This window comes from Roseixanthobacter liquoris, from assembly GCF_043195135.2.
Taxonomy (GTDB): Bacteria; Pseudomonadota; Alphaproteobacteria; order Rhizobiales; family Xanthobacteraceae; genus NCEH01.
In genome coordinates, this window is record NZ_CM195537.1 from 2,097,558 (window position 1) to 2,116,047 (window position 18,490).

Annotated in this window: 16 protein-coding genes; 6 read left to right on the forward strand and 10 right to left on the reverse strand. The window is 69.9% G+C overall.

The window, feature by feature from the left end; all coding sequences use genetic code 11:
- Positions 1-18: 18 nt before the first annotated feature.
- From V5F84_RS09220 to V5F84_RS09260, 9 genes are all read right to left on the reverse strand, one after another.
- Complete coding sequence (locus V5F84_RS09220) at positions 19-3,093, reverse strand: efflux RND transporter permease subunit (protein WP_394046437.1); 3,075 nt, start codon at positions 3,091-3,093, stop codon at positions 19-21.
- On the reverse strand, positions 3,090-4,211 hold the full coding sequence (locus tag V5F84_RS09225) for an efflux RND transporter periplasmic adaptor subunit (protein WP_394046439.1): 1,122 nt from the start codon (positions 4,209-4,211) through the stop codon (positions 3,090-3,092). Before V5F84_RS09225 ends, V5F84_RS09220 begins: the two co-directional genes overlap by 4 nt.
- Positions 4,212-4,431: 220 nt before the next feature.
- A complete protein-coding gene (locus V5F84_RS09230) occupies positions 4,432-6,069 on the reverse strand; it encodes a complex I subunit 5 family protein (RefSeq protein ID WP_394046441.1) in 1,638 nt (545 codons plus the stop codon).
- The gene (locus tag V5F84_RS09235) at positions 6,066-7,574 is read right to left on the reverse strand and encodes a complex I subunit 5 family protein (RefSeq protein ID WP_394046443.1); all 1,509 of its coding nucleotides are present in this window, start codon (positions 7,572-7,574) and stop codon (positions 6,066-6,068) included. Before V5F84_RS09235 ends, V5F84_RS09230 begins: the two co-directional genes overlap by 4 nt.
- On the reverse strand, positions 7,571-7,921 hold the full coding sequence (locus V5F84_RS09240) for an NADH-quinone oxidoreductase subunit K (protein ID WP_394046445.1): 351 nt from the start codon (positions 7,919-7,921) through the stop codon (positions 7,571-7,573). Before V5F84_RS09240 ends, V5F84_RS09235 begins: the two co-directional genes overlap by 4 nt.
- A complete protein-coding gene (locus V5F84_RS09245) occupies positions 7,918-8,859 on the reverse strand; it encodes a hydrogenase subunit MbhD domain-containing protein (protein ID WP_394046447.1) in 942 nt (313 codons plus the stop codon). Before V5F84_RS09245 ends, V5F84_RS09240 begins: the two co-directional genes overlap by 4 nt.
- Positions 8,856-9,191: a cation:proton antiporter gene (locus V5F84_RS09250; protein WP_394046449.1), complete on the reverse strand. Its 336-nt coding sequence runs from the start codon at positions 9,189-9,191 to the stop codon at positions 8,856-8,858. The genes V5F84_RS09245 and V5F84_RS09250 overlap by 4 nt, the downstream gene beginning before the upstream one ends.
- Positions 9,188-9,493, reverse strand: coding sequence for a monovalent cation/H+ antiporter complex subunit F (locus V5F84_RS09255; RefSeq protein WP_394046451.1), 306 nt, complete (start codon positions 9,491-9,493; stop codon positions 9,188-9,190). Before V5F84_RS09255 ends, V5F84_RS09250 begins: the two co-directional genes overlap by 4 nt.
- Positions 9,486-10,025 (reverse strand): Na+/H+ antiporter subunit E, encoded by a 540-nt coding sequence (locus V5F84_RS09260; protein ID WP_394046453.1) that lies wholly within the window; start codon positions 10,023-10,025, stop codon positions 9,486-9,488. The genes V5F84_RS09255 and V5F84_RS09260 overlap by 8 nt, the downstream gene beginning before the upstream one ends.
- Before the next feature lie 578 nt (positions 10,026-10,603).
- On the opposite strand from V5F84_RS09260, the gene V5F84_RS09265 reads away from it, so the two are divergent.
- From V5F84_RS09265 to V5F84_RS09275, 3 genes are all read left to right on the forward strand, one after another.
- Complete coding sequence (locus tag V5F84_RS09265) at positions 10,604-11,116, forward strand: DUF1269 domain-containing protein (protein ID WP_394046455.1); 513 nt, start codon at positions 10,604-10,606, stop codon at positions 11,114-11,116.
- An 82-nt stretch (positions 11,117-11,198) separates the two neighbouring features.
- Positions 11,199-12,203, forward strand: a complete 1,005-nt coding sequence (gene glsA, locus V5F84_RS09270; RefSeq protein ID WP_394046457.1) for a glutaminase A — start codon at positions 11,199-11,201, stop codon at positions 12,201-12,203.
- A 92-nt stretch (positions 12,204-12,295) separates the two neighbouring features.
- Positions 12,296-13,960 (forward strand): MFS transporter, encoded by a 1,665-nt coding sequence (locus V5F84_RS09275; RefSeq protein WP_394046459.1) that lies wholly within the window; start codon positions 12,296-12,298, stop codon positions 13,958-13,960.
- A 314-nt stretch (positions 13,961-14,274) separates the two neighbouring features.
- On the opposite strand, the gene V5F84_RS09280 is transcribed toward V5F84_RS09275, so the two are convergent.
- The gene (locus V5F84_RS09280) at positions 14,275-14,619 is read right to left on the reverse strand and encodes a YXWGXW repeat-containing protein (RefSeq protein WP_394046461.1); all 345 of its coding nucleotides are present in this window, start codon (positions 14,617-14,619) and stop codon (positions 14,275-14,277) included.
- 233 nt (positions 14,620-14,852) lie between these two features.
- On the opposite strand from V5F84_RS09280, the gene V5F84_RS09285 reads away from it, so the two are divergent.
- The 3 genes from V5F84_RS09285 (at position 14,853) to ugpB (ending at position 18,325) form a co-directional block, all read left to right on the forward strand.
- Positions 14,853-15,619 (forward strand): IS5 family transposase gene (locus tag V5F84_RS09285; RefSeq protein WP_509277127.1). Its coding sequence is split into 2 segments (ribosomal slippage): positions 14,853-15,173 and positions 15,176-15,619, totalling 765 coding nucleotides; the frame shifts between segments, so codons are not numbered across the junction.
- Positions 15,620-15,820: 201 nt separating this feature from the next.
- Positions 15,821-16,894 carry a helix-turn-helix domain-containing protein gene (locus tag V5F84_RS09290; RefSeq protein ID WP_394046849.1) on the forward strand — a complete coding sequence of 358 codons (1,074 nt, stop codon included), beginning with the start codon at positions 15,821-15,823 and terminating at the stop codon, positions 16,892-16,894.
- A 117-nt stretch (positions 16,895-17,011) separates the two neighbouring features.
- On the forward strand, positions 17,012-18,325 hold the full coding sequence (ugpB, locus tag V5F84_RS09295) for a sn-glycerol-3-phosphate ABC transporter substrate-binding protein UgpB (protein WP_394046847.1): 1,314 nt from the start codon (positions 17,012-17,014) through the stop codon (positions 18,323-18,325).
- Positions 18,326-18,490 lie beyond the last annotated feature (165 nt).

Sequence of the window (18,490 nt, forward strand, 5' to 3'; positions counted from 1 at the left end):
CGGCCCGGCCCGCTTATGCTAGGCCTTGGCCGCTTCGCCGGTGGGTTCCGGGGCGGCGTCGGGTCCGAACCAGCCGACATAGAGCGCCGGCAGGAAGATCAGGGTCAGCATCGTGCCCACCAGCAGGCCGCCCATGATGGCGAAGGCCATGGGCCCCCAGAACACGGTCGGCGCGATGGGGATCATGCCGAGCACCGTGGAAATGGCGGTGAGCATGATGGGGCGGAAGCGGGTGCAGGCGGCGAGGACCACCGCATCCTGAACCTTCGCCCCGCGCGCCCGCTCGGCCTCGATCTGGCCGATCAGGATCACCGCATTCTTGGTGATCATGCCGATCAAGGCGAGAATGCCGAGGATGGCGACGAAGCCGAGCGGCCGCCCGGAGGCGAGCAGGGCGGCCGAGACGCCGATCAGCCCCAGCGGCGCCACCGAGAGCACCAGCACCAGCCGCGAGAAGCTCTGGAGCTGGAACATCAGCACCGTGAGCATGATCAGCAGCATCACCGGCACCACCGCCAGCACCGAGGCGCGCGATTTCGCGCTCTCCTCCACCGTGCCGCCGGTGACGATGTGGTAGGAGCGCGGCAAGGTCTTCGCCAGCTCCTTGATCTTCGGCGCCAGCGCGCCGACCACCGTCTCGGGCAAGGCGCCGGCGATCACATCCGCCTGGACGGTGAGGGTGGCGACCCGGTCGCGCCGCCACACCACGGGATAGTCCTGCACATATTCGAAGCTGGCGAGCTGGCTCAGCGGCACCGTGCGGCCGCTCGGCAGGGGCACTTGCAGGCTGGCGAGATTGGCCAGCGAGACGCGCTGCTCGTCGGTGGCGCGGGCGACGACGTTCACCAGATAGATGTCGTCGCGCACCTGGGTCACCGGCGTGCCGGTCATCACCGTGTTGAGCACGCCGGCCAGCGCCTGGGTGCTGAGGCCGAGCAGGCGGGCCTGATCCTGGTCCACCGCGATGCGCACCTGCCGGCCGGGCTCGATCCAGTCGAAATTGACCTTCTCCACCTTGGCGTCGGAGGCCATAACGCCGGCAAGCTGGAAGGCGATCTGCCGCACCTTCTCGATATCCGGCCCGCTGACGCGATATTGCACCGGCCAGCCCACGGGCGGGCCGAGCTCCAGGGGATAGATGCGGCCCACCACGTTGGGGAATTGCTCCGCCAGCACCTTTTCCAGCTTCACCCGCAGGCGCTCGCGCGCCGCCACGTCCTTCGCGACGATCACCGACTGGGCGAAGAAATCATTGGGCAATTGCACGTTGAGCGGCAGGTAAAAGCGGATCGCCCCGCGCCCCACATAGGAGCTGAAGCGCTCCGCGTCGGGATCGGCGCGCACGATGGCGTCGAAGCGGTCCGTGATGTCCGCGCTGTTGTAGATCGAGGCATTCTGCGGCAGGCGCAGGTCCACCAGCAGCTCCGGCCGGTCCGAGGACGGGAAGAATTGCTGCGGGATCAGCGGGAGCGCCAGCACGGAGAGCACGAACAGGCCGACCGTGACGGCAACCGTGATCCAGCGCGCCTTCAGCGCCAGCTCAAGCAGCGAGCGGTACATGCCCAGGACCTTGCTGGGCTTTTCCGGCGCGTTCTTCTTGGTCTTGTCCGGCGCTTTCAGGATCACCACGCCCAGCAGCGGCGCGAACAGCACGGCCACGAACCAGGAGACGATGAGCGCGATGGAGACCACCGCGAACAAAGAGAAGGTGTATTCGCCCGCCGAGCTTGCTGCGAAGCCCACCGGCACGAAGCCGGCCACCGTCACGAACGTGCCCGCGAGCATGGCGAAGGCATAGGTGCGGAAGGCAAAGGTCGCCGCGCTCGCCTTGTCGTCGCCGGCCGCGAGGCGGTTCATCATGGCATCGGTGGTGGTCATGGCGTCGTCCACCATGAGCGCCAGAGCGATGATGAGCGCGCCGAGCGAGATGCGCTGCATGTCGATGCCGGCAAGCTCCATCACCGAGAACACCACGGCGAGCGTCAGCGGGATGGAGAGCGCCACCACCATGCCGGCGCGCACGCCGAGGCTGATGAAGCTCACCACCAGGATGATGCCCACCGCCTGCCAGAGCGAGGACATGAACTCGCCGATGGCGGTGTCAACCGTCACCGCCTGGTCGGCCACCAGATGCGGCTCGATGCCGATGGGCAGATCGGCGGTGATCTCCGCCATGGCGCTCTTCAGCCGCGACCCAAGGGCGAGGATATCGCCGCCGTCGCGCATGGCGATGGCAAGGCCGATGGCCGGCTGGCCGTTCACGCGGAACAGCGGCTGCGGCGGGTCGGCATAGGCGCGCCGCACGGTGGCGATATCGGAGAGCCGCAGCACGCGGCCGTTGACGACGAAATTGACGTTGGCGATATCCTGCTCGGAATCGAACGCGCCGGACACGCGCAGCGAGATCGCCTCTTCCCCGGTCTGCACGCTGCCGGCGGGGCTGACGATATTCTGGCTCTGCAGCGCGGCCAGCACCGCCGAGCGGTCGATGCCGAGGCTCGCCAGCTCCTGCATGTTGAACTCGACGAAGATCCGCTCGTCCTGCGCGCCCAGGATCTCGATCTTCGAGACATCGGGCACCTGGAGCAGCTTGGAGCGGACCTCCTCCACATAATCGCGCAATTCGCGCTGGCTGAAGCCGTCGGCGGTGAAACCGTAGATGATGCCGAAGGTGTCGCCGAACTCGTCGTTGAAGCCGGGCCCCTGCACGCCCTGCGGCAAGGTGTGGCGCATGTCGCCGATGCTCTTGCGCACATGGTACCAGATGTCCGGCACCTCCTGGGCGGTGGCGCTGCCCTTGAGGTTGACGAAGATGGTGGTGACGCCGGCGCTGGTATAGCTGCGCAGGAAGTCGAGCTTCGGCGTTTCCTGAAGCGTGCGCTCCAGCCGTTCCGTGACCTGCTTCAGCGTGTCCTCGACCGAGGCGCCGGGCCAGGAGGCCTGGACCACCATGGTCTTGATGATGAAGGTCGGGTCCTCGCCCCGGCCCAGCCGTTCATAGGAGAGCAGCCCCGCGAGCACGGCCACCGCCATGAAATAGATGACGATGGAGCGGTGCTTCAGCGCCCATTCGGAGAGATTGAGGCCGCTCACAGGTTCGCCCCCAGCAAACGCACCTGCTGCCCCGGATGGAGCGCCTGGACGCCCGCCGTCACGACGATTTCCGCGTCCTTGAGGCCGTCGGCCACGGTGACGGTGGCGGGGGAGAAGCGGGCGATGTCCACCGGCCGCAGGGCCACCGTCTTGGTCGAGGGATCGAAGATCCAGACCGCCGGCTTGCTGTCGATGCGGGTGAGCGCGCTCGCCGGGATCTCGATCACCGGGCCGGTGTCCACCGCGACCGCGCCATTGACCGTCGAGCCGAGGCGCATGGCCTCCGGCGGATTGATCAGGCCGACGCGGATCTGGAACGTGCGGGTGACGGGATCGGCCTGGGGCGCCACTTCGCGCACCCGGCCCTTGGCGGTCACGCCGCTGCCGTCCGCGAGCGACACCTGGACCTCGGGATCGGCCGGCAGGTCGCGCAGCACTTGGGCGGAAACGTCGAACACCGCGTCGCGCCCGTCCTTGCGGGCCACCTGGACGATGGCCTGGCCGGGCTGCACCACCTCGCCCTGCTCGGCGCGGCGGGCGGTGACGGTGCCGGGCGCGTCCGCCCGCAGCTCCGTGAAATCGAGCCGGTCGCTGGCGATCTTCACCTGCGCCTCGGCATCTTCCACCCGCGAGCGGGCGGTGAGATAGGCCTGTTCGGCCTGCTCGTACTGGGCGCGCGGGGTGAAGCCGCGGGCGAGCAGGGCGCGCTGGCGCTCATAGGTGTTGCGCGAGACGCCGAGCTGACCCTGGGCCGCGCTCAGCGCCGCCTGGGCCGAGCGCAGGGCGTTGGTCTCGTTCACGGGATCGAGCCGGGCGATGACCTGCCCGGCGTCCACGTGATCGCCCACATTCACCAGCCGCTCGATGATCCGCCCGCCGATGCGGAAGGCGTAGGTGACCTCGTTCATGGCCTCCACATGGCCGGTGAAGGTGAGGCCGTCCGGCGCGGTGCGGGTGGAGACCTTGATCGCGCGCACCGGCCGGATTTCGGGGGCGGCGGCGGTCTGCTCGCCGCCGCAGGCGGCCAGGGCGAGGGGGGAGAGGAGCGCAACCGCCAGCGCGAGCCGCCGTCCGGTGCTGCGCGCCTGTGCGCGCGTCTTCAGTTTGCTTGCGGACACGGAACGCTCCTTTCGGGCCAGTTCGTGCCGGGACGCGCCGAGGCATCACGCATAAAGCACCAACTTGGCATTGGGGTGACAGGGAAGTAACGCGGCGGACCTACAGGCCCCAGGGGGCGATCTACAGTCGCACTCTTCAGTTTCGCCGCGGGAATTGGCGGCCAATTCTTGACTGGGTGCGGTGGTTTCGCGCCGGCGCGCGAAATGTGCGAGCGCATCCTCATGGCGCGCTCCGTGCGGCCAGCGCGAGGGCGATCACGAGGCCGGCAAGCAGCGCTCCCGCCACCCCCCAGCGCCGCAGCACGTCGTCGAGCCGGCCGAGGCTCGCGAGCCCGCGCGCCAGCGAAGGTCCCAGGCGCTCGGCGAGCACCAGCACATCGCCCGCGGGCACTTCGGGAAGCGCCGGGCCGCGCTGGTGCAATGCGAATGCGAGCGCGAGGCCCAGCAGCACCGGCACCGCCGTCTTCTCCACATTCACCAAGGCAAACGCTGCGGCCAGCCGTTCGCCCGTCACCAGCGGATAGAGCGTGAACGGCAAAGCGAGCGCGAGCACGCTCAGCACGATCCAGGGCGCGAGCAGGCCCTGGGAGGGCAGGGGGAAGGCGGCGCGGCCCTTCGCGCTGTCGCGCAGCAGCAGCACGAACTTCGCCATCAGCAAAGTCGTGCCCGCCGCCGAGAGCGCCAGCAGGAAGCCGGCCGCGCCCTTGCCCATGGGGCCCTTGATGGCGAGCTTCGCCAGCGCCCCGCCGGTAAAGGGCAGGCCCGCGAGGCTGAGGCCGAGGAGCCCGGCGAGCCCGAGCACCGGCGTCACCGCCCCCGGCGCGCTCGCCGCCGCGATGCCCACGGCGAGGAACAGCGCGCCCTTCAGCAGGATATGATTGGCGGCATAGAAGGCGGCGATGGCGGCGGCGGCGCTATCGCCCTGCACGAGCGCGCCGCCGATGACCGTCGCGACCACGCCCATCTGGCTCACGGTGGAATAGGCCAGCACGCGCTTGGGATGCTTCTGCGTGAGCCCCAGCGCGATGCCGTAATAGGCGGTGATGATGCCGGCGATGCTCAGCGCAAGGCCCCAGTGGGGCAGCGCCACGCCGAGCGGCAGGAAGCGCAGCAGGCCGATCACGCCGGCCTTCACCACGATGCCGCTCAGCACCGCCGAGGCCGGCACCGGCGCCACGGAATGGGCGAGCGGCATCCACACGTGCAGCGGCACGAGGCCCATCTTCAGGGCGAACCCCACCACCAGCAGCAGGAGGATCGCGTCCCGCCAGGGCGAGAGCGGCCATTGGGCCACCGCGTCGCGGATCAGCGGATTGGCCTGCGGGCTGCCCGAGGCGAGCATGACGAAGGCGGCGATCAGCAGCGCCTCGCCGAGCAGGGTGAGCGCCAGATAGACGATGCCGGCGCGCCGTGCCTCGGCCGTGTCGTCATGGGCGGAGAGGCCGTAGGCGGCGAGGCTCACCAGCGCGAACGCGAGATAGAAGCTCGCCACGTCGGCGACGATGAACACGCCGAAACTGCCCGAGAGCGTGAGCAGCCACCACACGCAGAAGCCGCTCCGGCGCGGGTCCTTCGCCAGATAGGTGGCGGCATAGGCGCCGGCGGCGATCCACAGCAGGGCGGCGCCGCCCAGCAGGATCGCGCCCGGCACATCGAGAAAGAAGCTGATACGGAACGGCGCCGGCGCGACCAGAACGAACACGCCGCGCGGCACCAGCAGGGCGGCCAGCACTCCCGGCACCGCCGCCGGCGCCAGCAGCAGCGGGGCGATGCGGCGCACCGCCTTGAAGGCGCAGGCGAGCGCCAGCAGGAACGGCACCACCGGCGCGGCGATGAGAAGGGCGGCCGAAACAGTCATGGCACGGCTCCGTCCCAGCTCGCCGGACGGCCGATGGCGAGAAACGCCGCCGGCTGGAGCGGCACGAAGCCGAGCGCGACCGCGCCGAGCGCCAGCGCGAGGGCCACCATCTCCCGCCAGCGCGCGACCGGAACCGGCACCACGTCCGCATCGGGCCGTTGCAGCGCCGGCAGCAGCACCCGCAGCACATAGCCGGCGGCGAGCAGCCCGCCGACGAGGATCACGACGGCGATCCACCACGCGCCCTGCTGGACGGCGGAGGTGAGCAGCATGACCTTGGCGACGAACCCGCCGCTCGGCGGCAATCCCATCAGCGAGAGGCCACCGAGCCCAAAGGCGAAGACGCTGATGGGCACGATGCGGCCGATGCCGGAGAGCTGGGCGATGCGATCATGCCCCAGCGTCTCGGCGATCACCCCCGCCGCCATGAACATGGCCGCCTTCGACAGGGCGTGGGAGACGAGGTGCAGCGCCCCGCCGGTCCAGGCGATGGCGCCCCACACGCCTGCGCCGGCACTCGCGGCGGCGAGCGGGAACATGAGGAACAGATAGCCGATCTGCGCCGCCGTCGAATAGGCGATCAGCAGCTTCACCCGCGTCTGCCGCAGCGCGAACACGCCGCACAGCACCACGGCGCCCGCGCCCAGCGCGGCGAGGATCGGGGCTGCGGCGGCGGTCTGCGCGGGGCTCGCGATGTCGTACCAGAAGCGCACCACGAGAAAGATCGGCGCCTTCACCACCACGGCGGAGAGGATCGCACTGGCGGCGGCGGGCGCGCCCGCATGGGCGGCGGGCAGCCACAGATAGAAGGGAAACAGCGCCGCCTTCGCCACCATGCCGGCGGTCATCAGCGCGAGGGCGGCGAGCAGCGCCGGTGCGCCATGGGCGCGCTGCGCCAGCAGGAGAATGTCGAGCGTGCCGTAGGTGCCATAGAGCAGCGCCGCGCCCAGCAGATAGAGCACCGAGCCGAACAGGGCGAACAGCAGATATTGCAGCGCCGCCGAAAGCGTCTGCGCCCGCCCGTCGAGGCAGACCAGCGGCACGGCGGCGAAGGTGAGCAGCTCCAGCGCCACATAGAGCGCGAACAGGTCGTCCGCCACATAGACGAGGTTCAGCGCGCTCCACACGCCGAGCAGCAGCATCCAGAAGGCGAGCGGCAGGCGCGGCGTGTGCGCCCCCGGCGCGGTCATGGCGAACAGGCCGGCGGCGACGATCACCACCGCCGTCACGCCCAGCATGAAGGCGGAAAATCCGTCCGCCCGCAGGCCGACCCCGAGCGGAGGCGGGAAGCCGCCGAGGAAATAGGCGAGCGGCGCGCCGCTGCGCGCCACTTCGAAACAGAGGGCGCACACGATGGCGAGCCCGGCGGCCAGAAAGACCAGCGCGGAGCGTTCGGCGGGTCGCGCCTTCAACAGCAGCAGGGGCGCAAGCCCCAGCAGCGGCACGATGACCGCGAGCACCAGCAGCAGGCCGAGCGGGGAGGCGTGGGCGGCGAGCAGGCTCATGCCGCCTCCTCGCGCTCGCTCGATGCGGCGGGCGCGGCTTCGTCCGCCGGCTCCGGCGGCAGCGCCTGGAGCCGCCGCACCAGCGCGACCGCGAGCGCGGTGGCGGAGAAGGCGACCACGATGCCGGTGATGACCATGGCCTGGGGCACCGGATCGCCGCCGAAGCCGGCGCCCGCGCCGCGCCGCGCGATCACGCCGAACAGCAGGAAGATGCCGCCGCCGAGGATGTTGAACGCCAGGATGCGGCGCAGCGCGTCGCCCTGCACGATCAGCCCGTAAAGGCCGATGGCGACCAGCGCCGCGCCGGCGAGGCCGAACAGGGTGGGAATGGAGACGAGCGCGGTCATGGGGCGCTCCGCCCGTCCCGGACGTCGGGCGCCTGCGGCGGGTCCAGCACCAGCAGGCCCAGCGTCACGGCGATGGATAGGGTGATGGCGATTTCCACGATGACGATGATGGGTTTCGCAAGGCCCTCGGGATAGGCGAGGAACGCGCCCGCGACCACCACGCCGAGCGCGCCGACGGCGAGGAAGGAGAATGGGCCGAGCAGCAGCAGCGCCCGCAGCCCGCGTCCTCCGGCGGCCGGCGGCGCGCGCAGGCCCGCGAGCAGCACCAGCAGCCAGGAGGCGGCGAGCACCGCCCCGCCCTGGAACGCGCCGCCCGGCTTGTCGGCGCCGGTCCAGAACAGATAGAGGCCCATGACAAGCCCGAGCGGCGGCAGGAGGCGCGCCAGGAACACCAGCGGCGGCGTGGGCTCGAACCGCCACAAAGGCGGCGGCGCGCCGGCCCAGTCGCGGTCGGCGGAGAGCGACCACGCGCCGATCAGCGCCAGCAGCAGCACCACGGTTTCCAGCAGCGTATCGAGCGCGCGATAGACCAGCAGCACGGCGGTGACGGGATTGCCGAGCCCGGTCGCCTCCAGATGGGCGGCGGCCTCATCCGCCAGCGAGGGCGCGGGCTCCGGCAAGGTCAGCACCAGGGCCGCAAGGCCGCAGAAGACGGCGAAGGCGAGCAGGGCGGCGAGGCCGCGCACCGCCCCGCCCTGGGGCGCCACCGGCTTCGCGGCGGAAGCCGCGCGCAGCAGCACGAGCCCGGTGACGCCGCTGCCGATGGCGGCCTCGGTGAGCGCCACGTCCACGGCGTCCAGCCGCACCCACGCCAGCGCCAGCACAAGGCCGAGCCCGACAAAGCCGATGGCGGCGGCGAGCGCTTCGCGCGCGAGCAGAACGCGCAAGGCCAGCGCCAGCGCCAGCACGCCGAGAATGCCGTCGAGGACGAAGCTCACGTCGGTGTGCCTCCCCGCTCTTGCTCCGCCGAACCCGCTCCGGCGCCGGGGCTTTCGCCCTGGGCCACCTGCGCGAGCAATTGCGCCACGGTGCCGGAGGCGATCTGCACCAGCACCCAGACCGCCAGCATCTTCGCGCCGTCGAGCACGCTCCCCGCCTGGGGCAACAGGCCGAGCACGATCAGCGCCAGCCCCACATTGTCGGCCTTGGTCAGGGCGTGGAGGCGGGAGAGGGAATCGGGAAAGCGCAGCAGGCCGAGGGTTCCGGCCAGGAAAAAGCCGGTTCCGGCGATCAGGCAGGCGAGGGTGAAGACATCGCGCAGAAGGCTCATGGGGCCGGGCTCCGCTGCGTGGGAGCCTCGCCCGGCGGCGCCACCGCCGCGGGCACCGCGCGCACGCTGTGGAAGGCGGCGGCGGCGAAGGCGGCCAGCAGGGCCAGCAGCAGCGCCACGTCGAGCACCGCCGGCGCGCCCGTTCCGGCCGCGACCAGCAGCAGCACGGCGATGCCCACCGAGCCGAGCATCTGCACCGCCATCATCTGGTCGGCCGCCCCACGGCTGCGCCACAGGCGCGCCAAGGCGGCGGCGGCGAAGGCCAGCAGGACCGCGGCGAATCCGAGGAAGGTCTCAGCCATCGCGGGCGCCGTCCCCGATCGCGGCGCGGAAGGCCGCTTCGTCCCGCCGCAGGTCGTCGCGCACCGCGCTGCCGATGTCGAGGCAGTGCAGCACCAGCCCCGTATCCGACTCGCCGAGCGGCAGGGTGCCGGGCTGGAGCGCCGTGACGGCGCAGAAGGATTGCCGCTCGATCCCCCGCCGGCAGAGCGTCGCGAAGCTGACGAGGCCGGGCTCAATCGGCACCGGGGTGTGGAACGCCCGCCGTCCCACGTCCCACCCGGCGATCACCGAGCGGCCGGCGAAGCGCGTGGCAAAGGCCAGCAATGCGGCCGGCTTGGCCCGGCCCGCGCCGGGCGCCAGCAGGGACAGGCTCGCCCCTGCCGCCAGCGCGCAGATCACCGCGCCCGCGCCGAGATCCAGCGCCGAGACGCGGCCGAGCATGATCCAGAACAGGAAAAAACAGAGCCAGCGGCGGGCGAAGGCGGGGCCTGAACCCGGCTGTTCCGCCGGCGCGGTGCTTGCGGTTTCCGCCCTTCCGGCACCTGCCCTCATGACGGTCTCTCCAGCCCGGCGGACGCAACGTCCGGTGGGACTGTCAGGGTCGAAACGCTCCCGCGCACCCTGCTGATCGACGCGATACGGCAGGAAGCGGCGAGAAGATATTGGAAACTTGTATCGCCCGCCCCTGGGCGTTGCAACGCTCGCGCTCCCGCATCGCACGCGAAACGCGGGCCGCCACCGTCCCCTTGCCTTAGCGGCATGGCCGGCCCGCGCCCGCGCCGCGCCCGCATATCGCTCTGAAAACATCATTTATTTCAGTGCCTTATGTCCGCCTGCGCCGCCGGTCCGCCGGCGGCGGACTGCCAGTGCCGGCGGCGCGCCCCGCTGGAGGTCGGTGAAAATTGGGATGCGGGGAACAAGCGCGGGATTCTGCGCCCATTGCCGGCCCCCCGGAATGCGGCATAACTCGATGGGCCGGCGCACAAATACTGGGCGGGCGCGCAACAGCCCGAGCGGGAATGCGATATCGCACCGCGAAGGACGTCGAATAGTCGCCTGTCTGTTTTGCGTGCGGGTCGGATATTCCTTTGGCGGTTTTATAAAACCTCCACGGTCGCGGAATCAACATCATGAGTCATCTGGTGGTCTTTGGGTTCGATGGCATTCACGCCGCGGACGAGGTCTTGAACAAGCTGCGCTCCCTGCATGTGGAACATCTGATCGACCTCGAGGATGCGTGCGTGGTGGAGCGCGACGCGGAGGGCAAGGTCCATCTCAAGCAGGCGGTGAACCTCACCACCATCGGCGCGGCGCGCGGCGGCATGTCGGGCGCGCTGTGGGGCACGCTGGTGGGCATCCTGTTCCTCAACCCGCTCGCCGGCATGGCGATCGGCGCGGTGGCCGGTGCCGGCACGGGGGCGCTCTCCGGCTCGCTGGTGGATTTCGGCATCAACGACAGCTTCATCAAGGAGTTGGGCGGCACCATTCCGGCCAATTCCTCGGCCCTGTTCGTGCTGGTGCGCTCGGTGACAGAGGACAAGGTCCTGCCCGAGGTCGAGCCCTACAAGCCCCGCATCCTGAAGACCTCGCTCTCCAACGAGGCGGAAGAGCGCCTGCGCAACGCCCTCATCAAGGCCGCCTGAGCGCCAGCGCGAGGATCCGGCGCCCGCCGCGCGCGGGCGCCGACAGAACGAGCTGCCGCAACGGGCAGCCAGGGAGGATTTCATGACGGAGCACACCGGGCCGTCCGGCGAGGCCGGGGCGCATTATGTCTCCACCGGCCATCTGCCGTCGGGCGAGCGCATCGACCAATTGGTGATCGAGGCGCATAAGCGCTTCAAGGACAATGGGGACGGCGCCAATTCCACGGTCTATCCGGCGCTTGCCCGCGTGCCGCGCGACCTGTTCGGCATCTGCGTGGTGGGTACCGACGGCATCGTCCACGAGGTCGGCGACACCGACGTGCCCTTCACCCTCATGAGCGTGTCGAAGCCGTTCGTGTTCGCCTTGGTGTGCCAGGCCATCGGCCCGCGGCTGGCGCGCGAGAAGATCGGCGCCAATGCCACGGGGCTGGCATTCAATTCGCTCTCCGCCGTGGAGCGCAGCGCCGACGGGCTGACCAATCCCATGGTGAATTCCGGCGCCATCGCCACCACCTCGCTGGTGCCGGGCGAAACCGCCGACGCGAAATGGCGCTTCATCCACGAGGGCCTGTCCCGCTTCGCGGGGCGCACGCTGCCGCTGAACGAGGAGGTCTATGGCTGCGCCAGCGACACCAATTTCCGCAACCGCGCCATCGCCCGCCTGCTCCAGAGCCTGTCGCGCATCTATGCCGACCCCAAGGAGGCGACCGACCTCTACACCCGCCAATGCGCGCTCGACGTCACCGCCCACGACCTCGCCGTGATGGGCGCGACGCTGGCCGACGGCGGGGTCAATCCCATCACCAAGGAGCGCGTGGTGGACCCCATGGTCTGCCATTACGCCCTGGCGGTCATGGCCACCGCCGGGCTCTACGAGACCTCGGGCGACTGGCTCTACGAGATCGGCCTTCCGGGCAAGAGCGGCATCGGCGGCGGCATCGTCACGGTGTCGCCGGGCAAGGGCGGCCTCGGCACCTTCGCCCCGCCGCTCGATGCCGCCGGCAACAGCGTGAAGGGCCAGCTGGTGGCGCAATTCCTGTCCCAGAAGCTGGGCATGGACCTGTTCCTCTCGCAGCCCGCGACCTGAGATTTTAACGGCGCGGCGGCCGCGCCGCGTGTCGCACCCACCGGCGGCCCAAGCAGACCGCCGGGCCAATAAGCAAGAATCGGAGAAACGCCATGTCGGCCCACGCCGCGCCCGCGGATGCCTCTTCCGCGCCCTCCTCTTCCGCCCAATCCTGGGTGCCGATGATCGCCATCGCGCTCGGGCAGGTGATCATGTCGTTCAACGTCGCCTCGCTGCCGGTCGCGCTCGGCGGCATGGTGGCGAGCTTCAACGTGCCGCCCACGACGGTGGCCACCGCCATCGTCATGTATTCGCTCTCGGTGGCCGGCTTCGTCATGCTGGGGGCCAAGCTCAACCAGCGGTTCGGCGCGCTGCGGGTGTTCCGCACCGTGGTGGTGCTGTTCGGGTGCGCCCAGGTGCTGATGACCTTCAGCCCCAATGCCACCTTGATGATCCTCGCCCAGGGCCTGTGCGGCGCGGCCGGTGCCGCCTTGGTGCCCGCGCTGGTGGCGCTGATCGCGGAAAACTACACCGGCACCCAGCAGGCGACCGCGCTCGGCGCGCTCGGCTCGGCGCGTGCGGCGGCGGGGGTGACGGCGTTCCTGGTGGGCGGCATCCTCGGCACCTTCATCGGCTGGCGCCCGGCGTTCGGCATCCTGATCGTGCTGTCGGCGGTGGTGTTCGTGCTCAGCTTCCGCCTGAAGCCGGACCATGGCCGGCCGGAGGTGAAGATCGATTTCGTCGGCGTGGTGCTGGCGGCGGCCTCCATCATCATACTCTCGTTCGGCTTCAACAATCTCAACCGCTGGGGCCTCGGCCTCGCGCGGCCGGGGGCGCCGTTCGACGTGTTCGGCCTCTCGCCGGCCCCCATCATGATCATCATCGGCATCGTGCTCGGCCAGGCGTTCCTGGTGTGGACGCGCCGCCGGCAGGCGGCCGGCAAGACGCCGCTGCTGGCGCTGGAGGTGATCGCCTCGCCGCAGGAGCGCGCCGCCGTGTTCGCCATGTTCTCGGTGGTGGCGCTGGAGGCGGCGCTGAACTTCTCGGTGCCGCTCTATATCCAGATCGTCCAGGGCCGCTCGCCGCTCGCCACCGCCATCGCCATGATGCCGTTCAATCTCTCGGTGTTCTTCTCGGCCATGCTGATCGTGCGCTTCTACAAGCGGCTCACCCCGCGCCAGATCGGCCGCGCCGGTTTTCTTCTGTGCACGGTGGCGCTGCTGTGGCTGGCGTTCGTGGTGCATAACGACTGGAGTTCCGGCCCGGTGCTCATCGGCCTCGTCCTGTTCGGCATCGGCCAGGGCTCGCTGGTGACCTTGGTGTTCAACGTGCTCGTCACGGCTTCGCCCAAGGAGCTGGCGGGGGATGTGGGCTCGCTGCGCGGCACCGCCAACAATCTTGCCGCCGCCATCGGCACGGCGGTGGCCGGCGCGCTGCTGGTGGGCCTGCTCTCCGCCAGCATCATGCGCGGGCTCGCCGACAATCCCACCTTGCCGCCGGAAATCCAGGGCCAGGTGGATCTCGACGCCATCACCTTCGTCAGCAACGAGCGCCTCAAGGGCGTCCTGGAGCGCACCACCGCAACCCCGGCGCAAGTGGCGGAAGCGGTGCGCATCAATACCGATGCGCGTCTCGCGGCGCTGAAGATGGGCCTGCTGCTGATGGCGGGCCTGGCCCTCGTCACCATCATTCCGGCCGGGCGGCTGCCGGACTATATCCCCGGCACCCTTCCCGCCGAGGGACTGGACGAGAAGCCCCGCCCCGCCGCCCGGCGCTGAGGCGGCCCCTCACCCGTCCGCTGCGCGGCCGACCTCTCCCCGGCGGGGAGAGGTGAGGCTGGGGCTTGTCCCGACCTCCCCCTCTCCCCGTGGGGGAGAGGGCTGGGGTGAGGGGTGAGCGACCCCTTCGGCGGGCTTGAACTCATCCGGAAAGGCGCGGCCCCTCACCCGACCGCTGCGCGGCCGACCTCTCCCCGTGGGGAGAGGTGAAGCTGAGGCATATCCCGACCTCCCCCTCTCCCCGTGGGGGAGAGGGCTGGGGTGAGGGACCCTTTCGGCGCGCTCGGGACGAGCGGACCGCGCCCAATCCGGCGTCAGCGCACCCAGCGTCCGGGAATGAATACCCATTCGCCGCCGCGCAGCACCCATTGCGGGCCCACGTGGCGGAAGCCGGGGCGGGCGCGCTCCCAGCGGCCGGCGACCCAGACATAGCTGCGGCTGCGCGAGCTCCACATCCAATAGCCGGGCACCCAGACATAGCCGCGCCGGGCCGGCGGACGCGCCTCGCTTCGCGGCGCCGGGGGGCCGTTGAAATTGGGCGAACGGCGGTTGGGGATCTGCCATTGCTGGGCCTGGGCGTCGGGTGCCGCCGCGAGGCTCGCGAGCGGCACGGCGGCCCCCGCCATCAGGGATCTCAGGAAGCTGCGACGCGACAGCATGCTTTTCGTCCTCGCGCGCGCCGGCGGAGCGGCGCCTGAAAGAGCCGGCTTCCCGGAAAGGATGGGCCTCTTTCCGGGAAGCACTCTCGGAGCGGGGGAGCTCCGAGGGCCCTCGACGCACGAGTCGGGGGGGACGCCGGCGAAGAGGGCATCGGCAAGGCTAGGCAGTGTCCCCATAAATTTGCGTGGTCGGGCTTGTCGTGATTCAAGCTCCCGAACGGGGAGCTTGAGAGATGCGCCGCCACGAGTTGACCGACGAGGAATGGGCAATCATCGCCCCGCTGCTGCCGAACAAGGTGCGGGGTGTGGCGCGGGTGGATGACCGCCGGGTGATCAACGGCATCCTCTGGCGCTTCCGCACCGGAGCGCCGTGGCGGGATGTGCCAGAACGCTATGGTCCGCGCACAACCCTCTACAACCGCTTCGTGCGCTGGCGGGCCGCCGGGGTCTGGGACCGGCTGTTGGAAGCGGTCTCGAAAGCCTATGACGGCGACATCGTGATGATCGACAGCTCCTGCGTCCGGGTGCACCAGCACGGCGCCGCGATCAAAAAGGGGGCGAAGGCGGCACCGACGATCGTTGCATGGGACGCTCCCGGGGTGGCCTGACCACCAAAATCCACGCGTTGGTCGATGCTGAAGGCAGGCCCATCCATCTTGCTCTGACCGCCGGACAGGCGGGCGATGCACCGGCGGGGCGCGAGCTGCTGGCCCGGCTTGCTCCAGGCGGCATCCTTCTCGCCGACAAAGCTTACGACACCGACGCCATCCGCGCCGAGACGGCGCAACGCGGCACGTTCGCCAATGTCCCGCCACGCGTCATCCGCAAGCGCACCTTCGCCTTCTGCCCGTGGCTCTACCGGCAGAGAAACCAGATCGAGCGCTTCTTCAATCGGATCAAGCAGATGCGCGGCCTCGCCACGCGCTACGACAGGCGACCCGACAACTTCCTCGCAGCCCTCAAGCTCGCAGCCGTCCGCATCTGGATCAATGCGTTATGAGTCCGCCACCTAGCGCGGCCGGCCGGTCTTGCGATGAGCAAGCCGTCCCGCCTGTATGCGCTCGGTCCCAATCACCATGCGCGCGACGCGGTCCTGCTCCGGCAAATGGAACGTAACGGCAGCGTTCAACCTTGGCCTGTCCTGCGCTAACATGCCGGAGACCTGCGCCGTCAGCAGTCCGGGGGAGCAAGCGGAAACGACGTGTCTTTCGTGGCGATGAAGCAGAATCAGGCCATTGCCCCGCCGGCGCCGCCGGGCGAGCCGGCGGAGCCTTCGCCGCTCGCGCCCCTGCACTTCAGCACGGCCGACATGCCGCCGGCGGAGCAATTCGACGGCTGGCGCGATTTCATCGCATCCACCGTGGACCTCTCGCTCCTGGCCGCGCCCGCCGAGGGGTTCGCCGCCGACCAGACGGTCTGGGATCTCGGCCGCTTCGCCCTGACCTCGGCGCGCATGCCCGGCGCGGGCTATCAGCGCAGCTGGCGCCATCTCGGCAAGGACCCGATCGACCATTGGTGCCTCGTGCTCTACGAAAGCGAAAGTCCCGGCCGCCGCGCGCCGCTGGGGTTTCGCTCGCTGGCGCGGCCGTTCGTCGGCGCGGGCGCCGACCGGCGGGTGCTGAGCCTGTTCATCCCGCGCGACCTGTTCGCCGGCAATAGCGCGGCGCTGGATGCCGCGCCGCCGGACATTCCCGACACCGGGCTCGGCGGGCTGCTCGCGGATTACCTGCTGAGCCTGGAAAAGCAGCTGCCCCGCCTGAGCGCGGCCGATCTGCCCGCCGTCGCCGAGGCGACGCGCACCCTGCTCGCGGCCTGCCTCGCGCCGGGCGCGGATGCGCTGGCCGAGGCCCAGGCGCCGCTGCTGCGCACGACGCTGGAGCGGGCCCGGCGGGTGATCCAAGCCAATCTCAAGTCCCCCGCCCTGACGCCCGCCGGCCTCTGCCGCGAGCTCGGCATTTCCCGGTCGCGCCTGTACCGCCTGTTCGAGGATCTCGGCGGCGTCACGCGCTACATCCAGCGCCAGCGCCTGCTGGCGGCGCTGGCCGCCCTGTCCGATCCGGCCGATGGGCGCGCCATCGGGCAGATCGCGGAGCTGTTCGGCTTCGCCGATGCCTCCGGCTTCAGCCGGGCGTTTCGCGGCGAATTCGGCTTCAGCCCGAGCGATGCCCGCAGCGCCGCGCTCGCCGGACTGCCCCGCGCACCCACGCCGGCGCATCGCCCGCGCCAGGGCGGGATGCGCGACCTGGAAACCATCCTGCGCGGGCTCCAGGCGTGAGGCTTGCGCGCGGGGATGCGCGGCGGCCCATTTCGTCCGATATTGTCATGGAAACGTAACGGTAACCGATCAAGCGTTGTGCCGGAATTGGCGCATGGCGCGCTCGAGGAGGCACATATGGCATCTCGCATCCTGCCGGCGGCGCTGGTTGCCGCCGCACTGGCCTTCGCCGGCCCCGCATCCGCGCAGACCGAGATTCAATGGTGGCACGCCATGTCCGGCGCGCTCGGGGAAAAGCTGGAGAAGATCGCTGGCGATTTCAACGCCTCGCAGGGCGAGTACAAGATCGTTCCGGTGTTCAAGGGCTCCTATCCCGAGACCATGACCGGCGCGATCGCCGCCTTCCGCGCGCGGCAGCATCCCGCCATCGTGCAGGTGTTCGAGGTGGGAACCGCGACCCTGATGGCCGCCAAGGGCGCGGTCTATCCGGTCTACAAGCTGATGGCGGACGCGAACGAGCCGTTCGACCCCAAGGCCTATCTCCCCTCGGTCACCGGCTATTATTCCGACACGGCGGGCAACATGCTCTCCCTGCCGTTCAATTCCTCGACCGTGATCCTCTATTACAACAAGGATCTGTTCGCGAAGGCCGGGCTCGACCCCAACACCCCGCCCAAGACCTGGCCGGAGGTGGAGGCGGATGCCAAGACGCTCCAGGCCGCGGGGGTGCCGTGCGGCTTCACCACTCAATGGCCGTCCTGGGTGAATGTCGAGAATTTCTCCGCCTGGCACAATATTCCCATCGGCACGAAGCAGAACGGCATGGGCGGGCTCGACACCGTGCTGGAGATCGCCAATCCGCTGGTGGAGAGGCATTGGACCGCGCTGGCCATGTGGCAGGGCGCCAAGATCTATGATTACGGCGGACGCCAGTCGAAGGCCGATCCGAAATTCTTCTCCGGCGAATGCGCCATGTCCATCGGCTCGTCGGCGGCGCGGGCGGGCATTCTCGCCAATGCGAAATTCGATCTCGGCTATGGCATGCAGCCCTATTGGCCCGACGTGCAGGGCGCGCCGCAGAATTCCATCATCGGCGGCGCCTCGCTCTGGGTGCTGAACGGGCGGCCGAAGGAGGAATATCGCGGGGTCGCGAAATTCTTCTCCTATCTCTCGCGCGCCGACGTGCAGGCCTGGTGGCACCAGCAGACCGGCTATCTGCCGATCACCCAGGCGGCCTACGACCTGTCGAAAAGCCAGGGCTTCTACGAGAAGAACCCGGGCACCGACATTTCCATCCTCCAGATGACGCTGAACCCGCCCACGGAGAATTCCAAGGGGCTGCGCTTCGGCTCGTTCGTGCAGATCCGCGACGTGATCGAGGAGGAACTGGAAGCGACCCTCGCGGGCAAGAAGACGCCGAAGGAGGCGCTCGCCGCCGCCCAGGCGCGCGGCAACGAGATGCTGCGGGCGTTCGAGAAGGCCAACCAATAGGGGCGGGGCGGGCCGGCGCGGTCGCTGCAACCGGGAGCCGGCCGGCTCCGCCGCGCTGGCCCGACGGACCCTGGGACCAAGCCACATTCGGCGCCGGCATGGATCGTCGAGGCGCCGACGGCAGGTGCACGCGATTGTCGTTCCTCGACGGGGCGTCATCTTTCG